Consider the following 15689-nt stretch of genomic DNA (forward strand, 5'->3'; position numbering starts at 1 on the left):
GCACGGCGCCTTGGGTTGAGGGGCACCGGGGGGTGTGCCGTGATTAGGTGCAGGTGAGAGTCGTCACGCAAAGGAGCCGTAGTGAGCCTGCCAGTCCCCGCCCAACGGCGGCGCGTCATCGTCAACACCGACGCCAAGAATGAGGCGGATGATCAGTTCGCGATCGTGCATGCCCTCTTGACCCCGATGTTCGACCTGCGCGGTATCATTCCGGCCCACTTCGGCACGCGTCGCACGAACCAGAGTCTGCAGGAGAGCGCCGAGGAGGTGGATCTGATCCTGCGGCTGATGGATATGCAGGGAGACGTGGTGGTCGCCAACGGGGCGGAGGGTGCGATTCCAGATGAGCGAACCCCGGTGGACTCCCCAGGTGCCCGCCTCATAGTCGATGAGGCGATGCGGGAGGGCGCGGGTCCCCTCTTCGTGGCCTTCCTCGGTCCGCTTACCGACATGGCCTCCGCGATTCTGCTCGAGCCCGCGATCGTGGACCGGGAGGTGACCGTGGTGTGGATCGGGGGTGCGCCGTACGGCCACAAACTGCCGCAGGGCGGGAAGATCGAGTTCAACCTGTCCAACGACGTCGCGGCAGCGAACGTGGTTGCTGCATCCGGGATCGAGATCTGGCAGGTACCGCAGTCGACGTACCGGATGATCAGTGTCGGCTACGCCGAGCTGGAGGAGCGCGTCCGCCCGCACGGGCGTATCGGCGACTATCTGGTGCAGCAGTTGCTGGACTTCAACGCCGCCCATCACGCGCTGCCGATCGAGAGCCGCCCGCTGGGGGACACCCCGGCGATCGGGCTGATGATCAGCCCGGTCAGTGCCGAGTGGCGTGAGCAGTCCCCGGTCCGGTTCACCGAGGCCGGTGGCTATGAGGAGGCCGCCACGGGGACTCGGATCCGCGTGGCCGAGGCGATCGATGCCCGCTTCATGCTCGAGGACTTCTTCGGCAAACTGAAGGCCTTCGCGCGTGACTGATCCTCCCCTGACGGAGCTGGACCGTCAGGCGCCCTTTCCGCCGTTCGCCGCCCGGTGGCGCCGCGCGAGATCCACATAGACGGCAGCGTTGCGCCGCAGCCCCTCGATCTGCTCCTCGTCCAGGTCGCGCCGGACCTTGGCCGGAACGCCGGCGATCAGGGAGCCGGGCGGGATGTCCGCGCCCTCGGGCACCACAGCACCGGCCGCAACGAGCGTGCCGGCACCGATCCGGGCGCCGTTGAGGACCACGGCGCCCATGCCGATGAGGCAGTCGTCCTCCACGGTGCACCCGTGCAGGATGGCCCGGTGCCCCACCGAGACGTTGGATCCCACCACTACCTGGAAACCGGGGTCGACGTGGGCGACGCATCCGTCCTGGATGTTGCTCCCCGGACCGATGACGATCTTCTCCATGTCACCGCGCAACACGCTGCCGTAGAAGACGCTCGCACCCTCTCCCAGCGTCACCCGGCCGATCACGGTGGCGTTGGGCGCAACCCATGCGTCGGGGTGAACGTCAGGGGCCTGGCCCTCGAACTCGATCAATGGCATGGCGATTCACTGCTCCTTCGTGGCGCGTGCGATCAACCGGTCGCGCGCGTTCTCCAGGTGGGTCACCAGCGCCTGCGCGGCCCCGTCCGTATCGCCCCGCTCGATGGCTTCCATGATGGCCGCGTGTTCACCCACGACGTTCCCCGGACTGGTGGCCCGGTGAGCCTGGAACTGCCCCATCGTCAGGTGCACCTCACCCATGATGAGCGAGTGCATCTTGGCGAGCCTGGTGCTGCCGGCTGCATCCACCAGCGCCGAGTGGAACTCGATATCAGCGGTGACCTGATCCGGAAAGTTCAGTTGCTCGGCGGCGACCTCGATCGCGCCCTGGGCGTGCACGGCGGCCTGCGGCACCGTCCTGGCCGTGGAGAGGCGCTCGATCGCGGCCTTCTCCACCGCCTCGCGGGCGATGAACAGGTCCTCCAGTTCCTCGACACCGAACGTGGGGACCACCGCCGTCTTGTGCGCCGTCCGGCGCAGCAGACCGGCCGCCGTGAGCCGTTCCAGGCAAGCCTTCGCGGTCGGGCGGGCCACCGAGTACTCACTCGAGACCCGCGCCTCGGTCAGCTTCTCCCCGGCGGCAATCTCCCCATTGATGATGCGTAGCCGAAGCGAGTCGTAGAGCGCATCCGTCAGGGAGGAGGGTGCCAACGAGAACTCAGCAGTCATGGCATCAACTGTGTCACAGGCTCACTTGCCCATCAATCTGCGCCGTTGAACTCCCGGGTCACCTTCAGCAGCGCCGAGTGGTCCAGCCCGCCGTAGCCCTTCGCCCCGGCCGCCACCATCAACTGGGAGACCGTCGCCGTCATCGGCAGGCCCACCCCGGCGTCGTCGGCCGTGTCGCGCACGATGCGCAGATCCTTGTTGTGCAGGTCGATCCGGAACCCCGGTGCGAAGGTGCCCGCCAGGAACGCCTCCCGCTTGCGCTCCAGCACTGTTGAGCCGGCCAGTCCGCCACCGATCGCGCTGAGCGCCGCACCGACGTCGGCTCCGGCTGACTCCAACAACACGATCGCCTCAGCGACCGCCTGGATGTTCGCCGCGACGATCAACTGATTCGCGGCCTTCGTCAACTGGCCCGATCCTGCCGGGCCGACGTGCGTGATCGTGGCCCCCATCACCGCCAGGACCTCGTGAACGCTCGCGAGTACGCTCGCCTCCCCGCCGACCATGATGCTCAGGGTGCCCTCCTTCGCGGCGGCCTCACCCCCGCTGACCGGCGCATCGAGCACGCCGACACCCCGTTCGGACAACACCCGGTGAATCTCTCGCGTCACATCCGGACGGATGGTGCTCATGTCCACATACACCTGCGGCGCCGCCAGGGTCTGAGCCAGCCCGTGCTCGCCCAGCAGCACCGCCTGCACATCCGGGGTGTCCGGGAGCATGGTGACCACGACGTCGGCTCCTGCTGCGGCGGCGCCCGGAGAATCGGCCACGGTCGCGCCGGCCGCCTGGATTCGTTCCCGGGACGTGGCCGAACGCCCGAAGGCTCGGACCTGGTGTCCGGCGTCGACCAAGTTGTCGATCATCGGCGCGCCCATGATCCCGGGACCGATGAAGCCGATGGCTGCCATGTGATCTCCCATCTGCGTCGTTGGTCGGCGAGCGTGAACCCTGCCGAATGCTCGGCCATCCTGGCACACTAATGAATGGCAAGCAATCTAGTCTGACAATCGAAGGGGTGCGATGAGGGGTGTAGCGCTGAATGCGGTCTCGCTGGTGGATGCGGTCGCCGAGTCCCTGCGCGTGGATGTCATAACCGGGACGATCGAACCGGGGGCGGCGATCACCGAGCAGTTCGTTGCCGACCGGTTCAGTGTGGCGCGCACGACGGCGAAAGCCGCAGTTGAGCGGCTGGTGGCCGACGGCTTCCTGCAACGCACCATCCACCGGAGCGCCCGGGCCCCGGTCCTGACCGCGCAGGACATCGCCGACCTCTATGACACCAGGGTGCTGCTCGAGGCCGAGGCGATCCGCCGGCTCGCCGCGCAGGGCGCGGCTCCGGAGGAAGCGATCAAGCACGCCGTGGAACTGATGGTCTGGGCCGATCGCGGTGACCATGACCGGATGGCCGGCTGTGACGTAGCGGTGCACCGCGCTCTCGTGGACGCTGCGGGCAGCCCGCGCCTGACCCGGCTGCACAGCACACTGATGGGAGAGGCGCACATCTGCATGGTGCAGGTCCAGGACCGCAATCTGCTGCACGCCCGTGTGATCGACGGTGAACACCGCGCGGTGTTCGCGGCGCTTGAGGAACGTGACCCGAAGGCGGCCGTCGATGCGATCCGCTCACACCTGCATAGTGCTCGGGACCAGTTGCTGGCTCGCCACGAGACGATTGGTCAGGCCTCGGCGGACGGCGGCGCCGAGAGCGGCTGAGGCCGTGGTGCTGCTTCGGTGAACTCAGCGGCCAGCCCGGCCCCGACCTGGCGCAGCCAGCGCGGCGCTTGCGCCAGGCTCTCCTGCTCATCCGGTGCGAGGTCCATCAAGGCCCGCTGACCCCGGTAGCCCAGCGCGCGTACGTGCTCATCGGTCAACTCGCTTCGGCCCGCGACCACCCAGCACGGACGTCGTGCACCAGTCGCGTAGCGCAGCACCCCGGAGGGCGCCTTGCCCGAGGTGGTCTGGGAATCCAGGGAGCCCTCACCGGTGATCACCACATCGGCCCAGGCCACCGCCTCGGCCAGGCCAGAGAGGGCGGCGAAGGTGTTCAGCCCGTCCACCACCTCCGCTCCCAGGCCGGCGCAGAGGCCGAACCCGAGCCCGCCGGCCGCTCCCGCCCCGGGCCGGTCCCGCCCGGACTCGGTGCCGGGCGCCTCCAGCGCATCGGCCCAATTGAGAAGGGCGGACTCGATCAACTGCACCTGGGCCGGGCCGGCGCCCTTCTGCGGTCCGAAGATCGCGGCCGCTCCGGAGGGGCCGAGGAGGGGGTTCGTCACGTCGGTGGCCACCTGGATGTCCAGTCCCCGCCATCTGCTCAGCCCGCTCAGGTCCGCACGGTGCACCTGGGTCAGCGCCGCAGGCCCGTACGTGGTCAGTTCGCTGCCGTCCTCCCGGAACAGTCGCGCACCCAGCGCGGCGAGAACACCCGCACCGCCATCGTTGGTAGCACTACCGCCCGCGCCCACCACGATCCTGTCCGGCCCCAGCAACGAGGCTGCCTGCAGGACCATACCCAAGCCGAACGTGTCGGCCTGCAGCGGCAAGCGCTCCTGGGGGGCGATGAGCTGCAGCCCGCTGGCCTGTGCCATTTCGACCACTGCGGTACCGCGCCCGAACGCGAATGAGGACACGATCGGCCGGCCCAGCGCGTCCCGGGCCGCGACCCGATGCTGGGTGAAGCCGTGAGCGGTGAGTTCGTCGGCGAATCCGTCCCCGCCATCGGAGACCGGATGCATCCGCACCCGCGCGTTCGGCAGAGCGGCCAGAATGCCCTCGCGCAAGTGTGCGGCTACTTCACGGCCGCGAAGACAGCCCTTGAACTTGTCCACGGCCAGCAGCACCCGGGGCCCTGCGCCATGATTCCCCGCGGGCCCATCCTCGTGCCCGGCCGGGCGGGATGCAGCGGTCACCCGGTCCGCCCGAGCCAACCCAGGGTCTGCTCGGTGCGGGTGGTCGGCATGTACTCGCAGGCGATCAGGCCTGGGTAGCCGGCATCGGCGAGGGCATCGAGGGCAGCAGCGATGGGAAGGGCGCCGCTGCCGGGTTCTCCGCGCCCGGGAGAGTCGGCGATCTGGACGTGACCGATCCGCTCGGCCAGGGCGGCCACCCCGCCGACGATGTCGAACCCGTTGCTGCCCAGGTGGAAGACGTCGTAGAGCAGTGCGACGTTGTCCAGGTCCGCCAGCGGGCCGTCCAGCAGTGCGATCACGTGCTCCGGTCGGGTGAGTGGGTAAGCCCCGTTGAGTCCCTCGGCCAGGGGCTCGAGCAGGACCGTCCCACCGATACCGGACACGGCCTGTGCCGCGGCGCGGATCGAGGTGACCGCGGTCTCGTCCTGTTCCGACGCGCTCCAGCGCTCGTCGCGCCGCCCGTACAGGAGGTTGAAGTGCCGAACGCCGGTGGCCTCCGCGATCTGCAGCAGCGGCGCGGTACTGGCCTGAAGTTCCGCTACGCGGTCGGGATGGCTGGCCACCCCTCGCTCACCACCGGCCATGTCGCCGGCGTAGAAGTTCAGGCCACGCAGCGCCACGCCCGCCGCATCGATGGCGCTGAGCAGTCTGTCCACGTCGTCCTGCTCGGCCGAGGCCGTGGCGAACGGCCACCACATCTCGATGTGCTCGAACCCTGCCGCAGCGGCTGCCGCCGGGCGCTCGAGCATGGGGTGCTCGGCGAACATGATCGAGATGTTCGCGCTGTAGGTGAAGTGGGAGTCGCGCATGGTGGCCTTTCGGTTCTCCAGTAGGTTGTCCGCGATGTGAGCGTGCCCGACGGATCTGACCGGATACGGATCGTTCATGATTGTGCCATGATGGCTTACATGCTAACTTGTCTGTCAATCAATGTGGACGGGGATTTGCAGTGACGCTCATGGAGGGCCGATCGGACGCTCGGCGGCCGTTGCGGACACCGGACTGGTTCACCGGCGCGACCCGGTGGACGCAACTGACCTTCACCGACGACGACCCCTCGCGCTACGACCCAGACTTCTGGATCGACGTGATGCGCCGATCGAAGTCGAACGCGCTCTGCCTCAGCGCCGGTGGGTATATGGCCTTCTATCCCACCCAGATTCCGCTGCACCACCGCAGCGCCCACCTGGGCGACTCCGATCCCTTCGGCACGCTGGTCCGGGCCGCCCGATCCATGAACATGCACGTGATGGCTCGGGTTGATCCGCACGCCATCCACGCCGACGCAGCCACCGCCCACCCGGAGTGGCTCGCCCGGGACGCGGACGGCGAACCGATCCCGCACGTCTCCCAGCCCGGGGTGTGGTGGACCGACCCGTTCAGTTCCTACCACCGGGACTTCATCACCGACGTCGCGGTGGAGATCGTGCGCAACTACGACGTCGACGCCGTCTTCGCCAACCGCTGGGAGGGTCACGACACCATCTCCTACGCCGAGGCCACCGCCCGGGCCTTTCGCGACGACACCGGGTACCACCTGCCGCATCCGGACCGCCCCGGAGATCCGGCGTGGGCGGCCTACCGCAACTGGCGCGGCCACAAACTCAGCGAGCTCGTGGTGCTCTGGGACGACGCGGTGCGGGCGGTGAAGCCGCACGTGCGCTTCATTCCCAACCGCGGAGCCAATCTCACGCGCGACCTGGTGCACGAACTGGTCGATGACCGCTATCCGATGTTCTTCATCGACAAACAGGGGCGTTCAGGGCTTGAACCGGCCTGGACCTCCGGGCAGATCGGCAAGCGCAGCCGGGGAATGTACCCGGACCGTCCCGTGGCGCTGATCTCATCCGTGGGCCCCGAGCACGGGGAGTGGCGATGGAAGGACTCGGTCACCAACCCGCACGAACTCGTCAGTTGGATCGTGGACGGGTTCGCCCAAGGAGCGCGTCCCTGGTTCACCAAGTTCAAGGCGGAGAACTTCGATGACCGCTGGGTGGCGCCGGTGGTGCAGGCCTTCGAGCTGCACGCCCGCTGCGAGCGAGCGCTCGAGCTGCCGTTGACCGCCGAGGTTGCGTTGCTGGACGTGCGCGCACAGGGCACGAGCGAGCGGCGCCGCCACGCGGCCGAACACGAGAACGGCTTCTACCAGGCGATGATCGAGGCGCGGATCCCGTTCGAGTACATCGCTGCCGAGATGCTCAGCATGCACCGGTTGCGGCACGTGCGGGTGTTGGTGCTCCCCGCCTGCCCGGATCTGACCGCCGAACAGACCGGCGTCATCGAGGCCTTCGTGACCGCCGGCGGCAGTGTGGTCGCAGCCCACGACACCAGTCTGCGGCGAGCCGACGACGGCGATCCAGAGCTCGCGCTCGGGCCGCTCCTGGGCGTGCGGCTCACCTCGGGGCCGCGGGGGCCGGTCAAGAACAACTACGTCGCGCTCACCGGCGAGCACCCGATCACCGGCGGCTTCGCCGGCGCGCAACGCATCGTCGGGGGGACGCACGTCCTGGGTGTGGAGGCGGCTGAGGGCGCGACGGTACTGGAGTTCGTGCCGGACTACCCCGATCTCCCGATGGAGGAGGTCTATCCCCGCCCCGGCGAACCGACGCCTGCGGTAGTGGCCCGCGACCACCCTTCCGGCGGCCGCACGGTCTATCTGGCCTTCAACGTGGGGCAGATCTTCTGGACCGCCCTGCAGTCCGATCACGGGGAGTTGATCGCCAACTCGGTGCGCTGGGCCCTGGGGGAGCAGGCGCCCCTCGTGGACGTCCGGGGCCCGGGGTTGCTGGATGTGGCGGTGCGCCGGGCGGAGGGTGAGATGGCCGTGACCCTGGTGAACCTCAACGACCCGATGGCGATGCGCGGGCAGCGGCGCTGCACCATGCCCGTCCGCGATCAGGAGGTGGTGGCTCGCGCCCCGGACGGTGCACGGCGGGCCCGGGTGAGGTTGCTCCTTGCCCAGGCCGACGTCTCCATCGCGGTGCGCGACGGGCTACTGCGCGTCCCGGTCGGTCAGATCGGCGTCCTGGAGGTGGTGCACCTGGTCTGGGAGACGGGGGAGGGGAGTGCTTCCGACTACGGCGTCCCCGACGGCCTGGAAGGTTCACTGCCGGCAGCGGAGCGGAGGAAGCGATGAACTCCGAGGCACGTTGGTGGACCCGGCCCTTCCGAACCTTCCAGACCAACCTGAGGGAGATTGACGCCGGCCTGGACGTGGACCGCGAACTCGACGTCATCGAGGCGTACGGGGCCAACGTCTGGCTGCTGAGCACGGCCGGGATCATCGCCAACTATCCGAGCACGCTGAGCTCCCAGACGGTTAATCCGGCGCTGGCGCAACGCGAGTCCGGAGACCTCATCGGTGACGCCGTGACGGCAGCCAAGGCCCGTGGCCTGCGGGTTCTGGGCCGGATGGACTTCTCCAAGGTGGACGCCCGCCGTGCCGAAGCGCATCCGGAGTGGTGCTTCGTCGATACCCACGGCACCCACCAGGTCTACAACGGCTACTCCAGCGTGTGTCCCAGCGGACCGTACTACCAACAGGTGATGTTCGACGTCGTCGCCGAGGTTCTGGGCGCCTACGATCTGAGCGGCTTCTTCTTCAACTGGCTCTCGTTCAACGAGTACGACTACTCCCGCCGCTACTGGGGAGTGTGTCAGTGCGAGGCCTGTCACGCAGGGTTCCGGGCTTTCGCTCCCGGCGTGCCACTGCCCACCGAGCACACGTCTCCGTCCTATCCGAGGTGGCGGGAGCACACCACCGAGGTCCTGAAGGATCTGACCGCCAGGATGCGGGCACATGTGCACAGGCTCAACCCCGATGCGGCACTCATCCAGGGGGCCGGCGCCGACGTCACGTTCCACGAGGCGAACAACGCCGTCGGCCGGCCGCTGTGGCACCACGCCACCGCCGAGGCGGTCAGTGCCGCACGCTCGGGCGATCCGATGCGCCCGGTACTGGTCAATTCCGTCGGTTTCGTTGACATGCCCTACCGCTGGGCGGGTGAGGACCCTGAGCATTTCGCCCAGTACCTGCTCCAAGCCATGGCCCACGGCGCTCAGCCCTCCACGTACGTAATGGGTACAACCGCGCACAGCCCGTACGTGGCGCTGGAGGTGGGCGGTCAGATCGTTCGCTTCCACCGGGATAACACCGACCTCTACGACGGGCTGCACTCTGCGGCCAGGGTGGCGCTGGTGCGGGGAACCGGTGAGCAGAGCACGGACCGCAGATCGGAGTTCCAGGGCTGCTATCTGGCGCTGTCGGAGCGCCACGTGCCCTTCGACGTCGTCGCGCTCGACTCGCTGCCCGAGGTGGATCCGCAACGTTACGACCTGATCGTGCTGCCAGACCTGGGCGTCCTGGATCCCGCCGCGGCCGCCTCGCTCGATGCGGCCCTGGCGGTGGGGGCCGCCGTGGTGGCGACCGGGGACTCGGCCTGGGTCGAGGGTCGGTCACAGCTGGGCGGTGGGGGACCGGCCCGGCAACTGGCCCGGTACGCCGCGGGCGAGGCGACCCGATCCCTGCACCTGAGCATGCGCGACACCGATGGCGGCGACCTGGCCCCGGTGGTGGGCGGGTTCGCCGTCCTCGAGCCGGACCCCGAGGCCGAACGTGACTGGTTGGCGCTGGGCCGGGCCCGCTACGGGCCTCCCGAGCAGTGCTACGGGCACCGCCGGACCGGGCATCCGGGATGGGTCAGCGCTCGGGTCGGCGCCGGTCGGTTGGCGATGATCCCGTGGCGACCGGGCCTGGTGTACCGCGAGATCGGACTGGCCCGGGTCCGCGATGCCTGGGTGGAGAAGGTGCTGAGCCTGAGCGGCCACGCGCGTCAGATCGAGACAGACCTCCCGGTACAGGCGCAGATCGTGCACGGTCAGGCTCCCGGGCGCACCGTGGTGCACCTGCTGAACCGCACCGGAGACGGCCCGCAGCGCTTCCTCGAACCGGTGCCGATCCGGGCCGCCACCCTCAGGATGCCGGCCCGTAGTTCCAACCCGGTGGTGCGCGCCCGCGTGGCGGGCGCCGAACCCGAGTGGGCGATCGAGGGCCGCGATCTGGTCATCTCACTACCGGAGTTCGGTCGGTTCGAGGTGATCGACACCGTTTGGTAACAAGTTCGGCATGAATACTTGACAGACAATCTGGGATCTCGCAGAGTAGGGCCACCGGTCCGTACGCGGCCGAGTACTTCCAACGAAGGGAGCAGGACATGCAGGAAATCAGCAGACGCAGTCTTCTGGTACTGGCCGGAGCCGTGACCGGCGCCGGTGTGCTCGCCGCTTGCGGTGGGGTTGCCGGCGGGGGTGGCAACGCCTCCGGAAGCATCCGATATGCGTTCTGGGGAAACGACCAGCGCCGCGAGCGGTACGCGGAGGGCCTCGCCTCACTGCAGGAGGACTACCCGGACATCGACCTCAATATCGAGTTCGCCGACTACGGTGCGTTCCAGGAGCGGATGACGACGCAGATGGCAGCCGGCGACGTGGCGGACATCTTCTGGGTCCCCTCGCCGCAAGTCCTGACGTACCACGCCAACGGGCTCTACCGGCGACTGGATGACCTGGACTCCCTGGACCTGTCCGACTTCAGCGACCAGGACATCGAGGACTTCAAGCTGGATGGTGAGTACAACACCATGCCGCACGGTTCCTCGATCCCGGTTGTGCGGTACAACCACACCTTCGCCGAGGAGGATGGGGTGGAACTGCCCGAGGACTGGTCCTGGGACTGGATCGCGGAGTTCGCGGTGGATTACACCGAGAACAACCCGCACGGGCGGCGCGCCCTGCCCTTCGGTGCCCACTTCGACCTGCCCTTCGAGGGCTGGCTGCGCCAACGCGGCGAGGATCTGTGGACCGAGGACGGCCGACCGGGCTTCAGCGAGGACGGCTTGGCCAGTTGGATCGAGTGGTGGAAGAACCTCCTCGATGCCGGCGCCACCGCCTCGATCAGCGAACAGGACGGCGTCCAGGTGAGCTGGACCGACGTGGGCGATGACTGCCTGTTGTGGTTCGGGAACTCCAATCACATCGTCGACGAGGCGCCCATGTACCCCGATTACGAGTTCCGCCTGCGGAACCTGCCGATCGCCTCCGACGCCGTCGAGGGACACCAGTACCTGTACTTCCCGCGGATGGCGATCTACTCCGGCCTGGAGGACGACCAGGCCGAGTTGGCCGGGCACGTGCTGACCTACTGCAGCTCGAACGTGGCGATGCAGCAGAGCGTCGGGCTGTCCATGGGTGTGCCACCCAACCCCCGTGTGGCCCAGGAGTACGAGGAGTTCGCCAACGACGTGGAACTGGAGATGATCCGGGTCGTCAACCACGACCGTGAGGTGCCGAACCGGCGGCCCCGCTACGAGGCACCTCCGGGCAGTGGTACCTGGCGGGACGTGATGGAGCGGGTCCTGGAAGAGGTCACGCTGGGTGACACCAGCGTTTCCGAAGCCGCCGCCTCCATGATCGAAGAGGTCACCCGCAGTATCGACCGCGCGGCGGACTGACCCACACCATGGCCCAGAGCACATCGGCACGGACCGAGACTCTTCGCCCTCCACCCGACGAGGCCGGGGAGCGCAAGGGCAGGAGAAGTGTGCGGCGCCAGGAAGGCGCTGCACACCTCTTCATGCTTCCCTGGCTCGTCGGGCTGGTGGTGATCACCTCCATCCCGATGCTGGCCTCGCTCTACCTGTCCTTCACCGACTACAACATCCTGAGCTCGCCGACCTTCGTCGGGGCGGAGAACTATCAGCGGCTCCTCGACGACGTGCGGTTCTGGAACGCTTCGCGCGTCACCGTCATGTACGTGCTGATCTCGGTACCGCTGCAACTCGCTTTCGCCCTCGCGATCGCCCTGGTGCTCGACAAGGGTCTCAAGGGCCTCACGATCTACCGGAGCGCCTACTACCTGCCCTCGCTCCTCGGCGGAAGCGTGGCGGTGGCCGTGCTCTGGCGCCAGATCTTCGGTCACAACGGCCTGGTGAACCAGGTGCTCGGACTCATCGGAATCGAGGGGACGAACTGGTTGCAGAACCCCTCCACGTCGCTGTCCACCCTCATCGTGCTCAACGTGTGGACGTTCGGTTCCCCCATGGTGATCTTCCTGGCCGGGCTGCGCCAGATCCCGGAGGAACTCTACGAAGCGGCGCGCGTCGACGGGGCCTCGGTGGTCCGGCAGTTTCGCAGCATCACCATCCCACTACTCACCCCGATCATCTTCTTCAACCTCATCCTGCAGACGATCGGCTCGTTCCAGGCGTTCACCCAGGCGCACGTGGTCAGTGGTGGGACCGGTGGGCCGATGGACTCCACGCTCTTCTACACCCTGTACATCTACCAACAGGCCTTCGTGAACTTCGATATGGGGTTCGCCTCGGCGCTGGCATGGGTGCTCCTGGTGGTGATCGGTCTGATCACGGCGGTGCACTTCACCCTGTCCAAGTACTGGGTGTTCTACGGAGACTGATATGACCACGCAGACAACCCTGGCCACCCCATCGGTGCATAACTCCGGCCCGCCGTCGGCCGCACGGGAGGTTTCTCCGGCGCTGAAGGCGCGGCGCCGGAACGCCCTGCTGCGCCACATCGGGCTGATCCTGTTCGGGATCATCATGCTGTACCCGCTGGTCTGGATGGGCGTGAGCGCCTTCAAGCCCTCGCACCTCGTCCTCACCGACCCCAGCATCATCCCCACCGAGGTGACCCTGGAGAACTTCCGCCAGGGCTGGCACGTGGCCGGTTATCCGTTCCTGGTGTTCTTCGGCAACTCACTCGTGATCGCGGTGAGCTGCATCATCGGCAACCTGTTCGCCTGCTCGCTGACGGCCTACGCACTGGCCCGGCTGGACTTCCGGGCCCGGAAGATCTACTTCGCGATCGTGCTGGTCTCGGTGATGCTCCCGATGCACGCCACGATGATCCCGCAGTACATCGTGTTCTCCAACCTGGGCCTGGTGAACACCTTCGTGCCGCTGATCCTGCCCAAATTCCTGGCCACCGACGCCTTCTTCATCTTCTTGATGGTGCAGTTCATCCGCGGGATCCCGCGGGAGTTGGACCAAGCCGCCGCCATCGACGGAGCCGGGCCGTTCCGAACCTTCTGGTACGTCGTGTTCCCGTTGATGCGTCCGGCGCTGATCACCACCGCGATCTTCACCTTCATCTGGACCTGGAATGACTTCTTTGGTCAACTGATCTACCTGACCAGTGCCCCGGTCTACACCGTGCCGGTCGCACTGAACGCGCTGGTGGACTCCGAATCCGCCCAGGGAACCGGGACCCTGATGGCGATGTCCTTGCTCTCACTGGTCCCGATCCTGTGCTTCTTCGCCTTCGCGCAGAAATACCTGATCCGCGGCATCGCCACCACCGGCCTGAAGTGAACCCGACGCGAGCCGACCAGGTGCCGTGGTACGAACGGACGCTGCGGTGGGGCCAGACGAACCTGACCGAGATCGACCCGCAGCGCTACGACCACGCCTTCTGGGAGCGGCAGTGGGAGCGGACCGCGGTCCAGGGCCTGATCATCAACGCCGGTGGCATCGTGGCGTACTACCCCACCGAGGTTCCCTGGCACTACCGCACGCCGTTCCTGGGCGGGCGGGACCTGTTCGGCGAGATCGCGGAACGGGCGCGGGCGAAGGGCTTGTCCGTCGTGGCCCGGATGGACTGCAACCGGGCCGGGGAGGAGTTCTACGCCCAGGAGCCGGACTGGTTCTGTGTCGACGCCGGCGGTGAGCCCTACCGCGCCGGTGACCGGTACATCTCCTGCATCCACAGCCCGTACTACACGGACTACATCCCGCAGATCCTGACCGAGGTGGTGAAGGGGTACGCGCCCGATGGGTTCGCGGACAACAGCTGGAGCGGCCTGACCCGCAGCAGTATCTGCTACTGCCGGCACTGCCGGGAGGGCTTCGAGCAGCACGCCGGCCGCCCGCTGCCGGCCGCGCAGGACTGGGATGATCCGGCGTACCGGGCGTGGATCGAGTGGAACTACGATCGCCGGATCCTGATCTGGGACCACTTCAACGCCGTCACCACCGCCGCCGGTGGACCGCACTGCCGGTGGATCGGGATGAACAGCGCCCAGATGGCCGACCAGGCCGAGTGCTTCCGGGACCTGGGCAGGATCGCGCAGCGGACGCCGCTGGTGTTCATCGACCATCAACGGCGTCAGGAAGCCACCGGCTTCCAGGCCAATGCCCATACCGGCAAACTGGTCCACGAACTGCTCGGGTGGCGGGGACGCACCGCGGAGAGCATGGCGATGTACAACCACTACACCCCCTCGTTCCGGCGGGCCAGCGCACCGGAACCGGAGGCGCGGATGTGGGCGGTGGCCGGCATGGCCGGGGGCATCCTGCCCTGGTGGCACCACATCGGCGCCACGCACGAGGACCGACGCCAGTACGAGATCGCGCCGCTGCTGTGGTCCTGGCACCAGCGGGCCCAGCAGCACCTGGTGGACCGCGAGGCCGCGGCCAACGTCGGCATCCTGTGGTCCCAGCGCAGTTACGACTTCTACGGTCGCGGCGAGGGCCGGGTGCGAAGCCAGGCACCCTACGACGGCGTCCTGCACGGGCTGTTACGGGAACGGATCGACTACCGGGCGGTGCACGAAAGTCGCCTCGATCACGTCCTGACCGACCTGGACGTGCTGATCCTGCCCAACGTCGGGGCGCTGTCGGACGAGGACGCCGAACGGATCCGGCACTTCGTGCGCGGTGGTGGCGCCTTGGTCGCAACGGGTGAGACCAGCCTGTACGACGAGCACGGGGCGGTCCGTCGTGACTTCGCCCTGGCGGACCTGTTCGGTGTCCGCGCGCAGCACCGGCATCACGGTGCGGTCTCGCTGCCGGACGTCTCCTGGGAGGTCTCTCCGGCCCACACCTACCTGCAACTTGTCCGGGGTGATGACAAGGACGGTGGACATCCACTGCTCAGCGGGTTCGAGCAGACCGACCAGGTTCCCTTCGGCGGGCGGCTTGAGTGCGTCGAGCCCCGTGGCGCACGGGTGCTGGCCGCCTTCGTGGCCCCGTTCCCGGCGTATCCACCGGAGACGTCGTGGCAGCGCGATGCCGCGACCGACCTTCCCGCTGTGGTCACCCATCAGGTAGCGCAGGGGCGCGTGGTCTATTTCCCTGCGGACGTGGACCGGTTGTTCGGGCGCGGCCTGCAACCCGATCACGCCCGGCTGCTGGGCAATGCGATCCGGTGGGCCGGGCGGGGACGGCTCGCGGCGACCTACACCGGTGTCGGAACCGTGGATCTGCACCTGTACCGCCAGCATGATCGCTACATCGTGCACCTGGTCAACCTCAGCGGCGCGGGCGCCTGGCGGATGCCGATGCATGAGGACATCCCGATCGGACCGATCACAGTCGTGATCGACCATGCCGTGGCAGGAGATGGTGGCCGGCAGCCAACCGGATACACCGCCCGAACGCTGGTGGGCGGGGCCGACCTCCCTGTTCATCAGGACGGCACCCGCATCCACATCGACGTCCCGCGGGTGATCGACCACGAGGTTCTGGTGCTCAACCCGACCGCTCTCGCCGACGACGAGAAGTGAGT

The 15689-nt window shown here is 67.8% G+C and carries 13 protein-coding genes; 8 read left to right on the forward strand and 5 right to left on the reverse strand.

What is annotated here, in order from left to right; translation table 11 throughout:
* Window positions 1-81: 81 nt before the first annotated feature.
* Window positions 82-978: a nucleoside hydrolase gene (locus ACPL7H_RS03965; protein ID WP_424795820.1), complete on the forward strand. Its 897-nt coding sequence runs from the start codon at window positions 82-84 to the stop codon at window positions 976-978.
* Between the two features lie 24 nt (window positions 979-1002).
* Here ACPL7H_RS03965 and ACPL7H_RS03970 read toward each other — a convergent pair whose 3' ends face one another.
* Genes ACPL7H_RS03970 through ACPL7H_RS03980 form a run of 3 tightly spaced genes read right to left on the reverse strand, consistent with a single transcriptional unit; the run spans window position 1003 to window position 3110 of the window.
* Window positions 1003-1530, reverse strand: coding sequence for a gamma carbonic anhydrase family protein (locus ACPL7H_RS03970; protein WP_424795821.1), 528 nt, complete (start codon window positions 1528-1530; stop codon window positions 1003-1005).
* Window positions 1531-1536: 6 nt separating this feature from the next.
* Entirely contained in the window at window positions 1537-2199 is a 663-nt protein-coding gene (locus ACPL7H_RS03975; protein WP_424795822.1) for a GntR family transcriptional regulator, read from the reverse strand.
* A 32-nt stretch (window positions 2200-2231) separates the two neighbouring features.
* Window positions 2232-3110, reverse strand: a complete 879-nt coding sequence (locus ACPL7H_RS03980; protein ID WP_424795823.1) for an NAD(P)-dependent oxidoreductase — start codon at window positions 3108-3110, stop codon at window positions 2232-2234.
* 112 nt (window positions 3111-3222) lie between these two features.
* Here ACPL7H_RS03980 and ACPL7H_RS03985 point away from each other — a divergent pair, with 112 nt between their 5' ends.
* The gene (locus tag ACPL7H_RS03985; RefSeq protein ID WP_424795824.1) at window positions 3223-3915 is read left to right on the forward strand and encodes a GntR family transcriptional regulator; all 693 of its coding nucleotides are present in this window, start codon (window positions 3223-3225) and stop codon (window positions 3913-3915) included.
* Here ACPL7H_RS03985 and ACPL7H_RS03990 read toward each other — a convergent pair.
* Together ACPL7H_RS03990 and ACPL7H_RS03995 are read right to left on the reverse strand one after the other, a co-directional pair.
* Window positions 3879-5108, reverse strand: coding sequence for a glycerate kinase (locus ACPL7H_RS03990; protein ID WP_424795825.1), 1230 nt, complete (start codon window positions 5106-5108; stop codon window positions 3879-3881). The genes ACPL7H_RS03985 and ACPL7H_RS03990 overlap by 37 nt on opposite strands.
* Entirely contained in the window at window positions 5105-5995 is an 891-nt protein-coding gene (locus ACPL7H_RS03995; RefSeq protein ID WP_424795826.1) for a hydroxypyruvate isomerase family protein, read from the reverse strand. The genes ACPL7H_RS03990 and ACPL7H_RS03995 overlap by 4 nt, the downstream gene beginning before the upstream one ends.
* Window positions 5996-6066: 71 nt before the next feature.
* Here ACPL7H_RS03995 and ACPL7H_RS04000 point away from each other — a divergent pair, with 71 nt between their 5' ends.
* From ACPL7H_RS04000 to ACPL7H_RS04025, 6 genes are all read left to right on the forward strand, one after another.
* Window positions 6067-8244 carry a family 10 glycosylhydrolase gene (locus ACPL7H_RS04000; protein WP_424795827.1) on the forward strand — a complete coding sequence of 726 codons (2178 nt, stop codon included), beginning with the start codon at window positions 6067-6069 and terminating at the stop codon, window positions 8242-8244.
* The gene (locus ACPL7H_RS04005) at window positions 8241-10223 is read left to right on the forward strand and encodes a beta-galactosidase (protein ID WP_424795828.1); all 1983 of its coding nucleotides are present in this window, start codon (window positions 8241-8243) and stop codon (window positions 10221-10223) included. The genes ACPL7H_RS04000 and ACPL7H_RS04005 overlap by 4 nt, the downstream gene beginning before the upstream one ends.
* Before the next feature lie 98 nt (window positions 10224-10321).
* Complete coding sequence (locus ACPL7H_RS04010; RefSeq protein WP_424795829.1) at window positions 10322-11617, forward strand: ABC transporter substrate-binding protein; 1296 nt, start codon at window positions 10322-10324, stop codon at window positions 11615-11617.
* Window positions 11618-11625: 8 nt separating this feature from the next.
* A complete protein-coding gene (locus ACPL7H_RS04015) occupies window positions 11626-12579 on the forward strand; it encodes a carbohydrate ABC transporter permease (RefSeq protein WP_424795830.1) in 954 nt (317 codons plus the stop codon).
* A gap of 1 nt (window position 12580) precedes the next feature.
* Window positions 12581-13495, forward strand: a complete 915-nt coding sequence (locus ACPL7H_RS04020; RefSeq protein WP_424795831.1) for a carbohydrate ABC transporter permease — start codon at window positions 12581-12583, stop codon at window positions 13493-13495.
* Window positions 13492-15687, forward strand: a complete 2196-nt coding sequence (locus ACPL7H_RS04025; RefSeq protein ID WP_424795832.1) for a beta-galactosidase trimerization domain-containing protein — start codon at window positions 13492-13494, stop codon at window positions 15685-15687. Before ACPL7H_RS04020 ends, ACPL7H_RS04025 begins: the two co-directional genes overlap by 4 nt.
* Window positions 15688-15689: the final 2 nt, after the last annotated feature.

The sequence above is a fragment of the Pseudactinotalea sp. Z1732 genome, assembly GCF_049724975.1.
In the GTDB taxonomy this organism is placed as follows: Bacteria; Actinomycetota; Actinomycetes; order Actinomycetales; family Beutenbergiaceae; genus CALKWS01.

Excerpts from the sequence above, each read along its gene's own strand:
- ACPL7H_RS03995 (WP_424795826.1), bottom strand. The coding sequence starts at position 5,995 with ATGAACGATCCGTATCCGGTCAGATCCGTCGGGCACGCTCACATCGCG.
- ACPL7H_RS03980 (WP_424795823.1), bottom strand. The coding sequence starts at position 3,110 with ATGGCAGCCATCGGCTTCATCGGTCCCGGGATCATGGGCGCGCCGATG.
- ACPL7H_RS03985 (WP_424795824.1), top strand. The coding sequence starts at position 3,223 with ATGAGGGGTGTAGCGCTGAATGCGGTCTCGCTGGTGGATGCGGTCGCC.
- ACPL7H_RS04020 (WP_424795831.1), top strand. The coding sequence starts at position 12,581 with ATGACCACGCAGACAACCCTGGCCACCCCATCGGTGCATAACTCCGGC.
- ACPL7H_RS04000 (WP_424795827.1), top strand. The coding sequence starts at position 6,067 with ATGGAGGGCCGATCGGACGCTCGGCGGCCGTTGCGGACACCGGACTGG.
- ACPL7H_RS04015 (WP_424795830.1), top strand. The coding sequence starts at position 11,626 with ATGGCCCAGAGCACATCGGCACGGACCGAGACTCTTCGCCCTCCACCC.
- ACPL7H_RS04005 (WP_424795828.1), top strand. The coding sequence starts at position 8,241 with ATGAACTCCGAGGCACGTTGGTGGACCCGGCCCTTCCGAACCTTCCAG.
- ACPL7H_RS03975 (WP_424795822.1), bottom strand. The coding sequence starts at position 2,199 with ATGACTGCTGAGTTCTCGTTGGCACCCTCCTCCCTGACGGATGCGCTC.
- ACPL7H_RS04010 (WP_424795829.1), top strand. The coding sequence starts at position 10,322 with ATGCAGGAAATCAGCAGACGCAGTCTTCTGGTACTGGCCGGAGCCGTG.
- ACPL7H_RS03970 (WP_424795821.1), bottom strand. The coding sequence starts at position 1,530 with ATGCCATTGATCGAGTTCGAGGGCCAGGCCCCTGACGTTCACCCCGAC.